The organism is Pseudomonas chlororaphis subsp. piscium (assembly GCF_003850345.1).
Lineage (GTDB): Bacteria > Pseudomonadota > Gammaproteobacteria > Pseudomonadales > Pseudomonadaceae > Aquipseudomonas > Aquipseudomonas piscium.
On the sequence record NZ_CP027707.1, the window covers coordinates 6,246,843 to 6,263,874 of the forward strand.

Sequence of the window (17,032 nt, forward strand, 5' to 3'; positions counted from 1 at the left end):
CTTGCCCGCGATGAACGATGACGCGGTGCCAGGCCTAGCGAGCAATCCCATGCTTGCGCAGCTTTCTATAGAGGGTGTTGCGGCTCACCCCTAACTGCTCGGCAGTGTGGGTCATGTGCCAGCGCTGTTGTTCCAGGGCGTTGAGCAAGGCCAGGCGTTCGGCATCGTTCAACGGGTATTCGCCCGCCTCCTCGACAGCTGCCGGCACCGGTGCCGGACGGCCCTGGCGAATCATCGCCGGTATATCCTCCAGGCCGATTCGCCCGTGGTCACAGAGCGCCGCCAGGGTGCGCAGCACGTTGCGCAGTTGCCGCACGTTGCCTGGCCAATGGAAGTCCAGCAGAGCCTGGCGCGCCGGGCCGTCGAGCGAGACCTGCTGATCGCCGGCTTCTTCCGCCAGGAGAAAATCCAGCAACTGGGATTTGTCGCTGCGTTCGCGCAGCGCCGGCAAGCTGATTTCCAGACCATTGAGGCGGTAGTACAGATCCTCGCGGAAGCTGCCATCCTGTACCCGCTCCAGCAGGTCCCGGTGAGTAGCGCTGATGATGCGCACGTTGACCGCCTGCGGCTCGCCGCCGATAGGCACCACCATGCGGTCCTCCAGCACCCGCAACAGGCGGGTCTGCAAGGCCAGCGGCATATCGCCGATTTCATCGAGGAACAGCGTACCGCCATCGGCCTGCTGCAACTTGCCGCGCATGCCTTCCTTGCGCGCCCCGGTGAAGCTGCCGCCGCGATAACCGAACAGCTCGCTTTCGATCAGGCTTTCGGGAATCGCCGCGCAGTTCAAGGCAACGAAGGCTTTCTCCGCCCGCTGGCTGGCCTGGTGCACCGCCTTGGCGAACGCCTCCTTGCCGGAGCCGGTCTCGCCGTTGATCAGCAACGGCACATCACGTTCGAACACCCGCAAGGATTTGCGGAAGTCGTCTTGCAGGGCCGCATCGCCCAGGCAGATCCCGGACAGACGCGGCCGCTCCAGCACCAGCGCCCTCGGCGGCAGCGGTTTCGGCACGCTGCGCGGCTGGCCACGCAACACCGCGAACAGGTGCCGACCATCGCGAGTGCGCAGCGGCCAGCTGGCGCTGGCATTGACACTGGCGCGGCCCAGCAGCTCGTCCAGCGAGCAGTCAAAAAAGGCTTCCACTGGTTTGCCCAACAAGCCGCCGCGAATATGCCCCAGCAGGTTCAGGGCACTCTGGTTCACCGCGCTGATCCGCCCTTCCCCGTCGAATGCCAGCAAGCCTTCGCTGAACAAGCCGACGGACTCGGCCTGCAGGTGGAAACGCAGCAACCATTGATTGTCGAAATAACGCAGGAAATAGCAGCTCTCGATCATCTTCGCCGAGAGATTGACCAGGGCCATGGTGTGGAACTGGCTCTGCCGCGATACATCCGGGCGCGCCGAGGAAACATCGAGCACCGCCAGCAGTTCGCCGTGGGGGTCGAACACCGGGCTGGCCGAGCAGGTCAGGCCGGTGTGACGGCCACGGAAATGTTCGTCCTGATGGATAGTCAGGGACTGGCGCTCCACCAGGCAGGTGCCTATGCCGTTGGTGCCCTCGCAGGCCTCGCTCCAGTCGGCGCCGAGCCAGAGCCCGGCGCGCTCGAAAATCTTGCGCTCGGCGGGCGCAGTGACACAGTTGAGGATCACCCCGCGGGCGTCGGTCAGCAGTACCGCATGGCCGGCGCCGGACAGCTGCTGGTGCAGGCTGGTCATCTCGTTGCCGGCGATCTGCAGCACCTGCTGCAGGCGTTCGCGGCTTTCCAGCAGGCGGCCATGCTCAAGCACGGTGGGCGCCATGCTCAGGGCCGGGTCGAGGTGATAGTCCTCCAGGCAACGCAGCCAGGAGCGGGCGATGGAAGGATCGCTGCCGGGCCCCTGCAAATGGGCCTTGCCCTGGGTCACGGTCAGCACTTGCTGGGCGTGCCGGGTGAGGTGATTGCTGTGCATTTCTTATTGTTCTCCTGCTGCGCTGACGGCTGCATCAAGCGATTCAGATCAAGGCGAAGCCCAGCATCCTCCAGCCATGGACGCATTGCAATGCCACTTCGACCAATGAGTCACGGGCTGTGCCACAAACGGTACAAAGTGTCACCCGCCCTGTGCCACAACTGCCACAGACACTCGGCGCAGGGTCGCCGAAACACTCGCAAACCCTTGATTTACCTGGCCTACAACGCAGTGGCCCGGGCTTTGCTCTACGCTTTTACAAGCGCAACAGCGCGTCCTCCCAATAAGCACAAAAGCCAGGAGATACCCACCATGCGTTATGCACACCCCGGTACTGAAGGCGCTATCGTTTCGTTCAAGAGCAAATACGGTAACTACATCGGCGGCGAATTCGTCGCGCCTGTCAAAGGTCAGTACTTCACCAATACCTCGCCAGTAAACGGCCAACCGATCGCCGAGTTCCCGCGTTCCACCGCCGAAGACATCGAGAAAGCCCTGGACGCCGCCCATGCCGCCGCCGATGCCTGGGGTGCCACCTCGGCACAGGCCCGCTCGCTGATCCTGCTGAAAATCGCCGACCGCATCGAGCAGAACCTCGAACTGCTGGCCATCACCGAAACCTGGGACAACGGCAAGGCCGTACGGGAAACCCTCAACGCCGACATCCCCCTGGCCGCCGACCACTTCCGCTACTTCGCTGGCTGCCTGCGGGCCCAGGAAGGCAGCGCCGCGGAAATCGACGGCAACACCGTGGCCTATCACATTCACGAACCGCTGGGCGTGGTCGGGCAGATCATCCCATGGAACTTCCCGCTGCTGATGGCCGCCTGGAAACTCGCGCCCGCCCTGGCCGCCGGTAACTGCGTGGTACTCAAGCCAGCCGAGCAGACCCCGCTGGGCATCTGCGTGCTGATGGAACTGATCGGCGACCTGCTGCCGCCGGGCGTGCTCAACGTGGTGCAAGGTTTCGGCAAGGAAGCGGGCGAAGCCCTGGCCACCAGCAAGCGCATCGCCAAGATCGCCTTCACCGGTTCGACCCCGGTGGGCTCGCACATCATGAAATGCGCCGCCGAGAACATCATCCCATCCACCGTGGAGCTGGGCGGCAAGTCGCCGAACATCTTCTTCGCCGACATCATGCAGGCCGAACCGAGCTTCATTGAAAAAGCCGCCGAAGGCCTGGTGCTGGCGTTCTTCAACCAGGGCGAAGTCTGCACCTGCCCGTCCCGCGCCCTGGTGGAAGAGTCGATCTACGACGAGTTCATGCAAGTGGTGATGAAAAAGGTCGAGCAGATCAAGCGCGGCGACCCGCTGGACACCGACACCATGGTCGGCGCCCAGGCCTCCGAGCAGCAGTTCGACAAGATCCTGTCCTACCTGGAAATCGCCAAGGGCGAAGGCGCGCAATTGCTGACCGGCGGCAAGGTGGAAAAACTCGAAGGCAACCTGGCCAGCGGTTATTACATCCAGCCGACCCTGCTCAAGGGCAACAACAAGATGCGCGTGTTCCAGGAAGAAATCTTCGGCCCGGTGGTGAGCATCACCACCTTCAAGGACGAAGCCGAAGCCCTGGCCATCGCCAACGACACCGAGTTCGGCCTCGGCGCCGGCCTCTGGACCCGCGACATCAACCGCGCCTACCGCATGGGCCGGGCGATCAAGGCCGGTCGTGTGTGGACCAACTGCTACCACCTCTACCCCGCCCACGCGGCGTTCGGCGGTTACAAGAAGTCCGGCGTCGGCCGTGAAACCCACAAGATGATGCTCGACCACTACCAGCAGACCAAAAACCTGCTGGTGAGCTACGACATCAATCCGCTGGGCTTCTTCTAAAACCCTGTGGCGACACCGGGGTTTCGGTGTCGCCTGTTCAACCGCCTTCGCGGGTAAGCCCGCGAAGGCGTCCCCAATGACCTGACACACATGGCCTGGCCGCTCTGGCACGGGCCTTGCGTACCTGTCGTTCAGTATCCGCCGCTGCGTGAACAGCTTCCATCCATCTCAAACGCTGCACCTGAAAGTCCAACAGATCGAACAATAAAAAGAGACAGAGAGGACTTATGACTTCCACCACACAGCTCAAACCCACACTCGGCACCCTGCACCTGTGGGGCATTGCCGTCGGCCTGGTGATTTCCGGCGAATACTTCGGCTGGAGTTACGGCTGGGGCACCGCCGGCACCCTGGGTTTCCTGGTCACGGCCCTGATGGTCGCGACCATGTACACCTGTTTCATCTTCAGTTTCACCGAACTGACCACCGCAATCCCCCATGCGGGCGGGCCGTTCGCCTACAGCCGCCGAGCCTTCGGCGAGAAAGGCGGATTGATCGCCGGCATCGCCACCCTGATCGAGTTCGTGTTCGCCCCGCCCGCCATCGCCATGGCCATCGGCGCCTACCTCAACGTGCAATATCCGGGGCTCGACCCGAAAGTCGCGGCGGTCGGCGCGTACTTTGTGTTCATGACCCTGAACATCCTCGGCGTCAGCATCGCCGCGACCTTCGAGTTGGTGGTCACCGTACTGGCGGTGGCCGAACTGCTGGTATTCATGGGCGTGGTCGCACCGGGCTTCAGTTTCAGCAATTTCGTGCTCAACGGCTGGTCGGGCGCCAACGAGTTCACCCTGGGCTCGATTCCGGGGATCTTCGCCGCGACCCCGTTTGCGATCTGGTTCTTCCTCGCCATCGAAGGCGCGGCCATGGCCGCCGAGGAAGCCAAGGACCCGAAACGCACGATTCCCCGGGCCTATGTCAGCGGCATCCTGACCCTGGTGTTCCTCGCCATCGGCGTGATGGTGATGGCCGGCGGCGTCGGCGACTGGCGCACCCTATCGAACATCAACGACCCGCTGCCCCAGGCGATGAAAGCCGTGGTCGGCAACAACTCGACCTGGATGCACATGCTGGTGTGGATCGGCCTGTTCGGCCTGGTGGCAAGCTTCCACGGGATCATTCTTGGCTACTCGCGGCAGTTCTTCGCCCTCGCCCGCGCCGGCTATCTGCCCAAAGGGCTGGCCAAGCTGTCGCGCTTCCAGACCCCGCACCGGGCCATCATCGCCGGCGGCGTGATCGGCATCGCCGCGATCTACAGCGACGGCCTGGTCAACCTGCAAGGCATGACCCTGACGGCGGCGATGATCACCATGTCGGTATTCGGCGCGATTGTGATGTACATCATCAGTATGCTCAGCCTGTTCAAACTGCGCAGGACCGAACCGAATCTGGAGCGCACCTTCCGCGCGCCGGGTTATCCGGTGGTGCCGGCCATCGCGCTGTTCCTGGCGCTGGTGTGCCTGGTGGCGATGGCCTGGTTCAACACCCTGATCGGCTGTGTGTTCCTCGGTTTCATGGCCGCCGGTTACCTGTACTTCCAGCTGACCGCCAAGCAACGTTCCGAAGCACCGGCGGACGCTATGCTCGAAGGAGTGTGAGTTGCACCGGCACCGGGCCCTGCGCTCGGTGCCTGCCTTATAGAAGTGCAAGCCCGCCCCCACACGAAAGCAGAATGAAATCTTGATTGGAGGATCGCGCACCATGGCTGCATTTGCCCACACCATCGGCGCCCAGACCTACCGCTTCGACAGCCTCAAGGACGTCATGGCCAAGGCCAGCCCGGCGCGCTCCGGGGACTTCCTGGCCGGCGTCGCCGCCCTCAACGACGGCGAGCGGGTCGCCGCGCAAATGACCCTGGCGGACATTCCGCTCAAGCATTTCCTCGAAGAGGCGCTGATTCCCTACGAAACCGATGAAGTCACCCGGTTGATCATCGACACCCACGACAAGGCCGCCTTCGCCACCGTCAGCCACCTCACGGTCGGCGGTTTCCGCGACTGGCTGCTCAGCGACGCCGCCGACGAACAGAGCCTGCGTGCCCTGGCACCCGGGCTGACCCCGGAAATGGCCGCCGCCGTGTCGAAGATCATGCGCGTCCAGGACCTGGTGCTGGTGGCGCAGAAGATCCGCGTGGTCACCCGGTTCCGCGGCACCCTGGGCCTGCGCGGGCGCCTGTCGACCCGCCTGCAACCCAACCACCCGACCGACGAACCGGCGGGCATCGCCGCGAGCATTCTCGACGGCCTGCTCTACGGCAACGGCGACGCCATGATCGGCATCAACCCGGCCACCGACAGCATCGCCTCGATCTGCGCCCTGCTGGAAATGCTCGACGCGATCATCCAGCGTTATGAAATCCCCACCCAGGCCTGCGTACTGACCCACGTCACCACCTCCATCGAGGCGATCAACCGTGGCGTGCCGCTGGACCTGGTGTTCCAGTCGATTGCCGGCACCGAAGCGGCCAACGCCAGCTTCGGCATCAACCTCAATGTCCTGCAGGAAGGCTACGAGGCCGGCCTGAGCCTCAAGCGCGGCACCCTGGGGCAGAACCTGATGTATTTCGAAACCGGCCAGGGCAGCGCGCTGTCGGCCAACGCCCACTTCGGCGTCGACCAGCAGACCTGCGAAACCCGCGCCTATGCCGTGGCCCGGCACTTCAAGCCGTTCCTGGTGAACACCGTGGTCGGCTTCATTGGCCCGGAGTACCTGTACAACGGCAAGCAGATCATCCGCGCCGGCCTGGAAGATCACTTCTGCGGCAAGCTGCTGGGCGTGCCCATGGGCTGCGATATCTGCTACACCAACCACGCCGAAGCCGACCAGGATGACATGGACACCCTGCTGACCCTGCTGGGCGTGGCCGGGATCAACTTCATCATGGGCATCCCCGGCTCCGACGACATCATGCTCAACTACCAGACCACCTCCTTTCACGACGCGCTCTATGCCCGCCAGACCCTGGGCCTGAAACCGGCGCCGGAGTTCGAGCAGTGGCTGGCGAAAACCGGCATCTTCACCCAGCCCGACGGCAAGGTGCGGTTCGGCCACAACCTGCCGCCGGCCTTCCGCCAGGCGCTGGCACAGCTTCAGTAAGGACAGGCTTATGGACAAACACCCGACCGACAGCCAGAACCCCTGGCTGGAGCTGCGCCGCCTGACCCCGGCGCGTATCGCCCTGGGCCGTACCGGCACCAGCCTGCCCACCGGCGCCCAACTGGATTTCCAGTTCGCCCACGCCCAGGCCCGCGATGCGGTGCACCTGCCCTTCGACCATGCCGGGCTGAGCAGCCAACTGGCCGAACGCGGCCGCGACAGCCTGCTGCTGCACAGCGCCGCCAGCGATCGCCACAGCTACCTGCAACGCCCGGACCTGGGGCGCAAGCTCAGTGACGCGTCGGCCCAGGCCCTGCGCGATCACGCATCGGCCAACCCGGGCGGCGTCGATCTGGCGGTGGTGGTGGCGGACGGTTTGTCGGCATTGGCAGTACATCGCCACACCCTGCCGTTTCTCGCCCGTTTTGAAGAACAGACCCAGGCCGAAGGCTGGTCGCTGTCGCCGGTCATCCTGATGGAACAGGGCCGAGTGGCGGTGGCCGACGAAATCGGCGAGCTGCTCGGCGCGAAAATGACCGTAATCCTGATCGGCGAGCGCCCGGGCCTCAGCTCACCGGACAGCCTGGGGCTATATTTCACCTATAACCCGAAGGTCGGGCTCACCGATGCCTATCGCAACTGCATCTCCAACGTGCGCCTGGAGGGCCTGAGCTACGGCATGGCGGCCCACCGTTTGCTGTACCTGATGCGCGAGGCCTGCAGACGGCAGCTCTCGGGGGTCAACCTGAAAGACGAGGCCCAGGTGAACACCCTGGACAGCGACGCACCCGACACGCTCAAGGGCAATTTCCTGCTGGGGCCAGCAAAGCCGTGATTTTTCGAGACGATTGCGCTTTTTCCACGCTTTAGGCAGCATCGAAGCACGGCTGCCCGAGTAATGAACCGTTTGCCGTCGTATCCATTTGAAGTTGAGGACAACCATGCGGATTACTCAAGCGACCCTCGAACACCTGGATCTGTTAACGCCCCTGTTCGTCAAATACCGCGAGTTCTATGGCGCCCTGCCTTTTCCGGACTCCTCCCGGGCCTTCCTGGAAAAACGCCTGCGCCGCAAGGAGTCGGTGATCTACCTGGCCCTGCCAGACGATGACGACAAGAAACTCCTCGGTTTCTGCCAGCTCTACCCCAGCTTCTCCTCCCTGTCCCTCAAGCGCGTATGGATCCTCAACGACATCTATGTCGCCGAAGACGCTCGCCGCCAGCTGGTGGCCGACAACCTGATCCGCACCGCGAAGAAAATGGCCAAGGACACCCATGCCGTGCGCATGCGTGTCTCCACCAGCAGTGACAATGAAGTGGCGCAGAAAACCTATGAATCCATCGGTTTTCGCGAAGATACCGAGTTCAAGAACTACATATTGCCGATCAGCGACGATTAAGACCCATCTCAAACCGCCCGCTCACAACCTTCGACAGCGCCAGGGAAGACGCTGCCGAAGGCCACGACCTTTCGCCTCTGGTCAACCATCGCCCCAAGACATTCCTCGCTACAAACTCAACGCCTATTTCACATATCAGGTCTTATAATGCCGTCCTTTTCGGGGCGTAAGATGAATCTGCGCCAACTGTAAGTTTTCGCCCCGGTCATCGCACAGGCCTGCAGAGTCGGGCCATCACCACAGGTGCCCTAATGGATTTCAACCCGATCGACCTTATCCTCCATCTCGACGTTTACCTCGACATGTTGGTGACCAACTACGGGCCATGGATCTACGCCATCCTGTTCCTGGTGATTTTCTGCGAAACCGGCCTGGTGGTGACGCCATTCCTGCCTGGCGACTCCCTGCTGTTCATTGCCGGCGCGGTCGCCGCAGGTGGCGCCATGGACCCGGTGCTGCTCGGCGGCTTGCTGATGCTGGCGGCAATCCTCGGCGACAGTACCAACTACATCATCGGGCGAACGGCCGGCGAGCGATTGTTCAGCAACCCGAACTCGAAGATCTTCCGCCGCGACTACCTGCAAAAGACCCACGACTTCTACGACCGTCACGGCGGCAAAACCGTGACCCTGGCGCGTTTCCTGCCGATCATCCGCACCTTTGCCCCCTTCGTCGCCGGCGTGGCCAAGATGCCTTACCCGCGCTTCTTCGCTTTCAGCGTGGCCGGCACCATCCTCTGGGTCGGCGGCCTGGTAACCCTGGGCTACTTCTTCGGCAACGTGCCATTCATCAAGAAAAACCTGTCGCTGCTGGTGGTGGGCATCATCCTGCTGTCGCTGGTGCCGATGATCATCGGCGTGGTGCGCAGCCGCCTGGGCCGCTCGGCAGCAAAGGCCGAAAGCCACTGATCGGTATGTGGCCCCTCAGCACCTGGCGCCGCCGGCGTCGGCTGGCCAAGCACCCGATTGCCGATGAAATGTGGCAACGGGTGCGCCAGCACCTGCCCTTCCTTGATGGCCTGAGCGCTGCCGAGGACCAGTGGCTGCGGGAAACCAGCGTCCTGTTTCTCGACGACAAGCACCTGAGCGCCCTGCCCGGGGTCGAACTGCACCAGTTCGAGCGCCTGCTGCTGGCCGCCCAGGCCCAGCTGCCGCTGCTGCACCTGGGGGATTTGAACTGGTACCAGGGCTTTCACGAAATCGTCCTCTACCCCGACGATTTCCTCAGCCCCCAGCGCCATCGCGATGCCAGCGGCGTCGAACATGAATGGGACGCCGAACACAGCGGCGAAGCCTGGCAACAGGGCCCGATCATCCTGGCCTGGCCCGGCGTGCTCGCCAGCGGCGGCTGGGAAGCCTACAACCTGGTGATCCACGAACTGGCGCACAAGCTGGACATGCTCAACGGCGATGCCAACGGCCTGCCGCCGCTGCACAGCGACATGCGCATCAGCGACTGGGCGCAGGTGATGCAGGCGGCCTACGACGACCTCAACCGCCAGCTCGACCACAACCCGGACGCCGAAACCGCCATCGATCCTTATGCCGCGGAAAACCCCGCGGAATTCTTCGCCGTCACCAGCGAATACTTCTTCAGCGCCCCGGATCTGCTCCACGAGGCCTATCCGAAGGTCTACGAGCAACTGCAGCTGTTTTACCGGCAGAATCCCCTGGCCCGGCTCCAGCAACTGCAGGCCAGCGACCCGCACTACCAGCAACACTGAGGTGTCCATCGGAGCCAGTGCGCTGGCGAAATAATCGCCGATCCTGAGGGGTGTTCCTGAACTAAACGCGTTGCAACGACTCTTCTTTTCGCAAGCAATCGAGCGTCGCTAGCCGCTTCTGCACAGGGTTTGCGGCAGTGGGCCCAAGGCGTCCATACGTCCTTCGGTACGTGGCACAGCCCTTGGAATATGCCTATAATCGCCGCCACTTTTTGGTCAATCCGGCCAAGACATTTTGGTCAACTAACGGGGGCATCGCCCAATGAGCTACAGCAAGATTCCGGCTGGCAAAGACCTGCCGAACGACATCTACGTCGCAATCGAGATTCCGGCCAACCACGCGCCGATCAAATACGAAATCGACAAAGACAGCGACTGCCTGTTCGTTGACCGTTTCATGGCCACCCCGATGTTCTACCCGGCCAACTACGGCTACATCCCGAACACCCTGGCCGACGACGGTGACCCCCTCGACGTGCTGGTCGTGACTCCTTACCCGGTTGCTCCAGGCTCGGTGATCCGCGCCCGTCCGGTCGGCATCCTGAACATGACCGACGACGGCGGCGGCGATGCCAAAGTCATCGCTGTTCCTCACGACAAGCTGTCCCAGCTGTATGTCGACGTGAAGGAATACACCGACCTGCCAGCGCTGCTGATTCAGCAGATCGAGCACTTCTTCGCGAACTACAAGGATCTCGAAAAAGGCAAGTGGGTGAAGATCGAAGGCTGGGACGGCGCAGACGCCGCCCGCGCCGCAATCACGAAGTCGGTTGCCGCCTACAAAGGCTAAGCACCCCTTCAATAAAAAGCCCCGCCAAGCCGGGGCTTTTTTGTACCTGTTGGAAACGGGCTTGCACGCACTCCCCCACCCCAACAACGCCCCCAGAGACAAAACACCTGCACTTTTCTGCCTCGCCAAAGGCTCTGGAGAGCGTTTCCCGCTGGGAATTCTCCTCGAATATCAGTATGCTGCGCCCCACCTTTGCGCATCGACCTGTTCAACCGGTCAGATCCGCCCGACGCGGCAGATGATTTTCTCGCCAAGTCCCACAGCCAGCCGCAAGAGCTGGGTGTACGTTTTGCAGGCTGGTGCGGTTTACCAAAAATGAACCAAGCCAGTCCCCGAGAAGCCGGCCACAAGCCGGCTTTTTAATGCCTGGAATATGCCCCCCTGCGCGAATGGCCCTCAGCCCCCGGATCGGCAGATGCTGCGCGCGGCCCCAGCGATCACAAAGCCACTGAGCACGAAAAAGAACGACGCGCCTGGGCATCGCCTGCGTCCCCGAATTCGCCGTGCGCGAGGCGCTGGATGCCGGCGAACTGGAATCGATCCTGCCCGATCGGGTGCAGCGCACCCTGAACATCCAGGTGGTGTGGCCATCGAGCCGTCACCTCACGCCGAAACTGCGGGCGTTCATTGACTTTATCTGTGATGGCGGGCGGCGGGACTGAGGGGTGTCGGCCGTGGGCTATCGGGAGGCAAAGAGATCTTTTCGCTCAGGGTCCGGGTCAGCCTGTTTCCACCCACCCCCTGTTCCTGATGGCCTGGCGCCTTGACCTCACACTTTGTTACCGCATACCCCAGCCGGGGGTAAAGCCTGCTTCGGTAACAGCCTCACAGGCGGCCCAAGCCCCTGGGTTTGCCTGCCTGCCAAGCCCATCGCAGAGCGTTTTACATGCTTTCTCAAAGCCCCGATCCGCGAATTGGCCGAGCGATTGCATATGCTTGTCTGTACAAGTATTTGCGTGTGCATAGGACATTGGATCCTATCAGTACACGCACTCTTGCAGCGCAAGCGCTTCCAATGGTCCTCGGGAATAAAACAATGAAAAGAGCATTTCTAACCATTTCTGCATTGGCTTTTTGTATGGCTGCAGGTTCTGCGCTGGCCAAGGAGTACAAGGAGTTGCGTTTTGGCGTCGACCCCTCTTATGCACCGTTCGAATCCAAGGCCGCCGACGGCAGCCTGGTGGGCTTCGATATCGATCTGGGCAATGCGATCTGCGCTGAGCTGAAGGTCAAGTGCAAATGGGTCGAAAGTGATTTCGACGGCATGATCCCCGGCCTCAAGGCCAACAAGTTCGACGGCGTGATCTCTTCCATGACCGCTACGCCTGCGCGCGAGAAAGTCATCGACTTCTCGAGCGAGCTGTTCTCTGGTCCGACCGCGCTGGTCTTCAAGAAAGGCGCGGCCATCAGCACCGATCCGGCCTCCCTCAAGGGCAAGAAAGTCGGCTACGAGCAAGGCACCATCCAGGAAGCCTATGCCAAGGCCGTGCTGGACAAGGCCGGGGTCGAGACCCAGGCCTACGCCAACCAGGACCAGGTCTACGCCGACCTGATTTCCGGACGCCTCGCGGCCTCGATCCAGGACATGCTGCAAGCCGAACTGGGCTTCCTGAAGTCGCCACAAGGCACCGACTTCCAAGTCAGCGAGCCGGTCGAAAGCCCGCTGCTGCCAAGCAAAACCGCCGTGGGTCTGACCAAAGGCAACGCCGAACTCCAGACCTTGCTGAACACCGCGATCAAGGCACTGCACGACAACGGCACCTATGCGGCCGTCCAGCAGAAGCACTTTGGCGATCTGAATCTCTACAGCGGCAAATAACGACCCTGCGCCCATTTCCGGATGGGCGCTTTTTTGACTGACGTAGGGCTGCACAATGCTAGAAAACCTATTGCAGATTCTCGGGCTGTCGGGCTTCAGCCTCCAGGGCTTCGGCCCGCTGTTGCTGCAAGGCTCCTGGATGACTGTCAAATTATCCTTTCTGTGCTTGCTGGTGAGCGTGGGCCTGGGCCTGATCGGCGCCAGCGCCAAGCTTTCGAAATCGGTACTGCTGCGCGCCCCTGCGCAGGCCTACACCACGCTGATCCGGGGGGTTCCGGACCTGGTGCTGATGCTGCTGATTTTCTACAGCCTGCAAACCTGGCTGTCCTCCTTCACCACCTTCATGGAATGGGAATACGTCGAGATCGACCCGTTCAGCGCCGGGGTCATTACCCTGGGCTTCATCTATGGGGCGTATTTCACCGAAACCTTCCGCGGCGCCATCCTCGCCGTGCCCCGTGGGCAAATGGAAGCGGCGACCGCCTACGGCCTGACCCGTGCCCAGCGCTTTCGCCTGGTGGTGTTCCCGCAAATGATGCGCTTTGCCCTGCCGGGCATCGGTAACAACTGGATGGTGATCCTCAAGGCCACCGCGCTGGTGTCGATCATTGGCCTGGCCGATCTGGTCAAGGTGGCCCAGGACGCGGGCAAGAGTTCCTATCAGCTGTTTTTCTTCCTGGTGCTGGCCGCCCTGATCTATCTGGTGATCACCACCGTTTCGAACTACGTCTTGCGCCGGATGGAAATTTTCTACGCCGCAGGCACCCGCGAGGCCGTGCGATGATCGAACTTCTACAGGAGTACTGGAGACCCTTCCTGTTCCAGGACGGCACTCACATCACCGGGCTGGCCATGACGCTCTGGCTGCTCAGCGCCTCGATCTTCTTCGGCTTCGTGATGTCGATCCCGCTGTCGATCGCCCGGGTCTCGAGCAATGCCTGGGTGCGCTGGCCGGTGCAGTTCTACACCTACCTGTTCCGCGGCACGCCGTTGTATATCCAGTTGCTGATCTGCTACACCGGCATCTACAGCATCGCCGCGGTGCGTGCCCAGCCCGTGCTCGATGCGTTCTTTCGCGATGCGCTGAACTGCACCATCCTGGCCTTTGCCCTGAACACCTGCGCCTACACCACGGAAATCTTCGCCGGGGCGATCCGCAGCATGCACCACGGTGAAGTCGAGGCGGCCAAGGCCTATGGCCTGCACGGCTGGAAGCTGTATGCCTACGTCATCATGCCGTCGGCCCTGCGTCGCTCGCTGCCCTACTACAGCAACGAAGTGATCCTGATGCTGCACTCGACCACCGTGGCCTTCACCGCCACCGTGCCGGACATCCTCAAGGTCGCGCGCGATGCCAACTCGGCCACCTTCATGACCTTCGAGTCGTTCGGCATCGCCGCCATGATCTACCTGGCAGTCACTTTCTCCCTGGTCGGCCTGTTCCGCCTGGCTGAACGCCGCTGGTTGTCTTTCCTCGGCCCGGCTCACTAATTCAGGAGGCTTGCACATGTACAAACTGACCGTTGAAAACCTGCACAAAAGTTACGGCAACCTGGAAGTCCTCAAGGGCGTTTCGCTGAACGCCAAGACCGGCGATGTGATCAGCCTGATCGGCGCCAGTGGTTCGGGCAAGAGCACCTTCCTGCGCTGCATCAACTTCCTGGAAACGCCCAACGACGGCACCATGAGCCTGGACAACCAGCCGATCCAGATGGTCCACGACCGCCACGGCATGCGCGTGGCCGACGCCAATGAACTGCAACGCATCCGTACCCGCCTGGCCATGGTGTTCCAGCACTTCAACCTGTGGAGCCACATGACCGTACTGGAGAACATCACCATGGCCCCACGCCGGGTACTGGGCGTCAGCAAGAAGGATGCGGAGGACCGCGCCCGGCGTTACCTGGACAAGGTGGGCCTGCCTGCGCGGGCGGCCGATCAATACCCTGCGTTCCTCTCGGGAGGCCAGCAACAGCGGGTCGCCATTGCCCGGGCCCTGGCCATGGAGCCGGAGATCATGCTGTTCGACGAGCCGACTTCAGCCCTGGACCCGGAGCTGGTGGGCGAAGTGCTCAAGGTGATCCAGGGCCTGGCCGAAGAAGGCCGCACCATGATCATGGTGACCCACGAAATGAGCTTTGCGCGCAAAGTGTCGAACCAGGTGCTGTTCCTGCACCAGGGGCGGGTCGAAGAACAGGGCGCGCCCGAGGACGTATTGGGTAACCCTCAAAGCGAGCGCCTGCGGCAGTTCCTCAGCGGCAACCTGAAGTAACGAGCACATCGAGCGGCGACCCGCAACAGGTCGCCCTCGTTTTCATGGAGGCCGCCCTCGCCTTGGCTGTCTGGAAGTAAGGCTCTTCGCTTTCTATTGAGCGACTTTTCCTAGAAACTCCAACCCGCTTGCGCCTGCAAAATGGGCTCTCTAGGCTCGGTCTGTCACTGCTGAATCAGTGACCGGGTTTAGCAGCTCGAAACATCGCATTGGGCGTATAGCATCACCTACCGTCTGACCGAGTCGGCACGTCATGGTGGCTGTGCGCAGGGCACCTTCGGGTGCGCCGGTTTCCAATGTGATCGGCCTGCTAACCTGCGTACAGCTGCCTCCCTTTTTCGTTTAGCAGCGATCTCCGGCAGCTCCACTCACATTGGAGATGCACCATGAAAAAGCTCGTCCCCGATCCACCCATGCCCCTGCCCGGGCAATTCAGAACCCTCGAACACGACCTCGCCACCCAGCGCATCCGCCTGGCCCTGGCCGCGAACAACGCCGAACCCTCGGTTCTCGCCTCCCTGAAAGACACCGCCGCGACAGCCGTGGGCCACGACTCGCTGTTCAACGTCCGCCACGGCGTCAGCGCCGAAGAAGCCCTGGTGCATGTGTCGCTGCTGCTGGATTGCGCGGTGCAGGTCAGCGATGAAATCAGCGAACGCGCCAGCGGCGTGGAGCGCGGGCTGATCTGGTCGATGATCCATTCGGTGGAAATGGCCAGGGCCGTGGTGGATTCACTGCTGGATGCCAACCGACCGGTTGCGGCCCCGCCGGGAAGATAAAAGCCCAGCGCAATCGCCTGAGGGAGACGGGACAAACCTCAACTGCCTCGTCTCCCTCTCCAAACAACCCAGACAGTGGCCAAAAGATATCGCTACAATCCTGCGCCTTGATCCCCAGGCTGCGGCCCCACCTACCGCGCCTCCCTCTCTGCCCACGACTTTGGGCATCCCCCGCATGACGCAAAACGAGAACCAAGGACATGGCGCTGCATATCCCTACCCTGCTCGTGGTGTCGCTCTTCATCTTCTGCCTGATGGGGCTGTTGAGCTTTCACGCCTGGTCCCGGGAAACCCGCGAGCAGCCCCTGGCGTACCTGGGCGGCATGATGCTGCTGGCAGCAATCGGCCTGCTGCTCAACAGCCTGCGCAACCTGGACGGGGACTTTGTGCCCCTGGTGCTGGGCAATGTGCTGCTGTTGCTGAGCGCGGCGCTGAACTGGACGGCGATGCGCCTGTTCGCCGGGCGGGCGCCTTCGGTGCCGGGCATTCTGGCGGGGGCCGTGCTGTGGCTGGGGCTGTGCCTGGTGCCCGCCTTCTATGGAACGATGGCGACACGGGTGTTGGTCTATTCGTTACTGGTGGTCGGTTACGGGACGCTGACGGCGTTGGAGTTCTGGCGTAGCCGGCATCAACTGGATGTCGCCTATCTGCCGGCACTGGTCCTGACCCTGCTGCACACCACGTTCTATATCGTCCGGGCGGCTACTGACGGTGGGCTGGCCTTCGATAACGCACTCTCGGGCACTGGCCAGGGCATGCCGTTTTTTTCCTTCATGCTGTTCGAATCGATGCTCTATGTGATCGGCATCGCCTACGTGACGCTGGCGATGGTCAAGGAGCGCGCCGAGTTGCGCTTCAAGGCAGCGGCGTTCAGCGATGCCTTGACCGGCGTGGGTAACCGCCGGGCGTTTATGGTTCATGGCGAGCAGATGCTGGCCGAGTGCGCGCGCCGGGAAGAACCCGTGGCACTGCTGCTGTGCGACCTGGACCATTTCAAACGGCTCAATGACGCCTTCGGCCATCAGATGGGCGATCAGGCGCTGGTCGCCTTCAGCCAGGTTTCCCTGGAAAACCTGCGCCCGCAGGATGTGTTCGCGCGGATCGGCGGTGAGGAGTTTGCCTGCCTGTTGATGAATACCCGAGAGCCACAGGCGGTGCAGGTAGCCGAGCGGATTCGCCAGGATTTCGCGACGCTGTCCCTGCTCGAACCTGGGTTGCTGAGCGTGAGCATCGGCGTAGTGAGCAGCCAGACGACGGGCTACGACCTTTCCCGGTTGCTGTCCCAGGCGGACGAGGCGCTGTATGGCGCCAAGGGCCAGGGGCGCAATCGGGTGCAGACACTGTTGGCCCCAGAGCTGGGCTGAGGCCG

General features: G+C 62.3%; 16 protein-coding genes. 15 read left to right on the forward strand and 1 reads right to left on the reverse strand.

Annotated elements, in window-relative coordinates:
• Positions 1-34: 34 nt before the first annotated feature.
• Positions 35-1,951, reverse strand: a complete 1,917-nt coding sequence (locus C4K38_RS28355; protein ID WP_053281086.1) for a sigma-54-dependent Fis family transcriptional regulator — start codon at positions 1,949-1,951, stop codon at positions 35-37.
• Between the two features lie 312 nt (positions 1,952-2,263).
• On the opposite strand from C4K38_RS28355, the gene exaC reads away from it, so the two are divergent.
• The 15 genes from exaC (at position 2,264) to C4K38_RS28430 (ending at position 17,027) form a co-directional block, all read left to right on the forward strand.
• On the forward strand, positions 2,264-3,784 hold the full coding sequence (gene exaC / locus C4K38_RS28360) for an acetaldehyde dehydrogenase ExaC (RefSeq protein WP_007924088.1): 1,521 nt from the start codon (positions 2,264-2,266) through the stop codon (positions 3,782-3,784).
• A gap of 227 nt (positions 3,785-4,011) precedes the next feature.
• Complete coding sequence (eat, locus tag C4K38_RS28365; RefSeq protein ID WP_053281087.1) at positions 4,012-5,382, forward strand: ethanolamine permease; 1,371 nt, start codon at positions 4,012-4,014, stop codon at positions 5,380-5,382.
• A 103-nt stretch (positions 5,383-5,485) separates the two neighbouring features.
• Positions 5,486-6,880, forward strand: a complete 1,395-nt coding sequence (locus tag C4K38_RS28370) for an ethanolamine ammonia-lyase subunit EutB (RefSeq protein ID WP_053281088.1) — start codon at positions 5,486-5,488, stop codon at positions 6,878-6,880.
• Between the two features lie 10 nt (positions 6,881-6,890).
• Positions 6,891-7,715, forward strand: coding sequence for an ethanolamine ammonia-lyase subunit EutC (eutC, locus tag C4K38_RS28375; protein ID WP_053281089.1), 825 nt, complete (start codon positions 6,891-6,893; stop codon positions 7,713-7,715).
• Between the two features lie 106 nt (positions 7,716-7,821).
• Positions 7,822-8,280, forward strand: coding sequence for a GNAT family N-acetyltransferase (locus C4K38_RS28380; protein ID WP_009051056.1), 459 nt, complete (start codon positions 7,822-7,824; stop codon positions 8,278-8,280).
• A gap of 251 nt (positions 8,281-8,531) precedes the next feature.
• Entirely contained in the window at positions 8,532-9,188 is a 657-nt protein-coding gene (locus C4K38_RS28385; protein ID WP_053281090.1) for a DedA family protein, read from the forward strand.
• 5 nt (positions 9,189-9,193) lie between these two features.
• The gene (locus C4K38_RS28390) at positions 9,194-10,003 is read left to right on the forward strand and encodes a M90 family metallopeptidase (protein ID WP_053281091.1); all 810 of its coding nucleotides are present in this window, start codon (positions 9,194-9,196) and stop codon (positions 10,001-10,003) included.
• 262 nt (positions 10,004-10,265) lie between these two features.
• A complete protein-coding gene (ppa, locus tag C4K38_RS28395) occupies positions 10,266-10,793 on the forward strand; it encodes an inorganic diphosphatase (protein WP_007933577.1) in 528 nt (175 codons plus the stop codon).
• A 503-nt stretch (positions 10,794-11,296) separates the two neighbouring features.
• A complete protein-coding gene (locus C4K38_RS28400) occupies positions 11,297-11,455 on the forward strand; it encodes a type 2 periplasmic-binding domain-containing protein (RefSeq protein WP_231998588.1) in 159 nt (52 codons plus the stop codon).
• Between the two features lie 374 nt (positions 11,456-11,829).
• On the forward strand, positions 11,830-12,612 hold the full coding sequence (locus C4K38_RS28405; RefSeq protein WP_053281092.1) for a transporter substrate-binding domain-containing protein: 783 nt from the start codon (positions 11,830-11,832) through the stop codon (positions 12,610-12,612).
• A gap of 55 nt (positions 12,613-12,667) precedes the next feature.
• Entirely contained in the window at positions 12,668-13,396 is a 729-nt protein-coding gene (locus C4K38_RS28410; protein ID WP_053281093.1) for an ABC transporter permease, read from the forward strand.
• Positions 13,393-14,103 (forward strand): ABC transporter permease, encoded by a 711-nt coding sequence (locus tag C4K38_RS28415; protein WP_053281094.1) that lies wholly within the window; start codon positions 13,393-13,395, stop codon positions 14,101-14,103. Before C4K38_RS28410 ends, C4K38_RS28415 begins: the two co-directional genes overlap by 4 nt.
• 16 nt (positions 14,104-14,119) lie before the next feature.
• Positions 14,120-14,884: an ABC transporter ATP-binding protein gene (locus tag C4K38_RS28420; RefSeq protein WP_053281095.1), complete on the forward strand. Its 765-nt coding sequence runs from the start codon at positions 14,120-14,122 to the stop codon at positions 14,882-14,884.
• Between the two features lie 386 nt (positions 14,885-15,270).
• Positions 15,271-15,663 carry a DUF6124 family protein gene (locus C4K38_RS28425; RefSeq protein ID WP_053281096.1) on the forward strand — a complete coding sequence of 131 codons (393 nt, stop codon included), beginning with the start codon at positions 15,271-15,273 and terminating at the stop codon, positions 15,661-15,663.
• 200 nt (positions 15,664-15,863) lie between these two features.
• Positions 15,864-17,027 (forward strand): GGDEF domain-containing protein, encoded by a 1,164-nt coding sequence (locus C4K38_RS28430; RefSeq protein ID WP_053281097.1) that lies wholly within the window; start codon positions 15,864-15,866, stop codon positions 17,025-17,027.
• Positions 17,028-17,032: the final 5 nt, after the last annotated feature.

Excerpts from the sequence above, each read along its gene's own strand:
- C4K38_RS28355 (WP_053281086.1), bottom strand. The coding sequence starts at position 1,951 with ATGCACAGCAATCACCTCACCCGGCACGCCCAGCAAGTGCTGACCGTG.
- exaC (WP_007924088.1), top strand. The coding sequence starts at position 2,264 with ATGCGTTATGCACACCCCGGTACTGAAGGCGCTATCGTTTCGTTCAAG.
- eat (WP_053281087.1), top strand. The coding sequence starts at position 4,012 with ATGACTTCCACCACACAGCTCAAACCCACACTCGGCACCCTGCACCTG.
- C4K38_RS28370 (WP_053281088.1), top strand. The coding sequence starts at position 5,486 with ATGGCTGCATTTGCCCACACCATCGGCGCCCAGACCTACCGCTTCGAC.
- eutC (WP_053281089.1), top strand. The coding sequence starts at position 6,891 with ATGGACAAACACCCGACCGACAGCCAGAACCCCTGGCTGGAGCTGCGC.
- C4K38_RS28380 (WP_009051056.1), top strand. The coding sequence starts at position 7,822 with ATGCGGATTACTCAAGCGACCCTCGAACACCTGGATCTGTTAACGCCC.
- C4K38_RS28385 (WP_053281090.1), top strand. The coding sequence starts at position 8,532 with ATGGATTTCAACCCGATCGACCTTATCCTCCATCTCGACGTTTACCTC.
- C4K38_RS28390 (WP_053281091.1), top strand. The coding sequence starts at position 9,194 with ATGTGGCCCCTCAGCACCTGGCGCCGCCGGCGTCGGCTGGCCAAGCAC.
- ppa (WP_007933577.1), top strand. The coding sequence starts at position 10,266 with ATGAGCTACAGCAAGATTCCGGCTGGCAAAGACCTGCCGAACGACATC.
- C4K38_RS28405 (WP_053281092.1), top strand. The coding sequence starts at position 11,830 with ATGAAAAGAGCATTTCTAACCATTTCTGCATTGGCTTTTTGTATGGCT.
- C4K38_RS28410 (WP_053281093.1), top strand. The coding sequence starts at position 12,668 with ATGCTAGAAAACCTATTGCAGATTCTCGGGCTGTCGGGCTTCAGCCTC.
- C4K38_RS28415 (WP_053281094.1), top strand. The coding sequence starts at position 13,393 with ATGATCGAACTTCTACAGGAGTACTGGAGACCCTTCCTGTTCCAGGAC.
- C4K38_RS28420 (WP_053281095.1), top strand. The coding sequence starts at position 14,120 with ATGTACAAACTGACCGTTGAAAACCTGCACAAAAGTTACGGCAACCTG.
- C4K38_RS28425 (WP_053281096.1), top strand. The coding sequence starts at position 15,271 with ATGAAAAAGCTCGTCCCCGATCCACCCATGCCCCTGCCCGGGCAATTC.
- C4K38_RS28430 (WP_053281097.1), top strand. The coding sequence starts at position 15,864 with ATGGCGCTGCATATCCCTACCCTGCTCGTGGTGTCGCTCTTCATCTTC.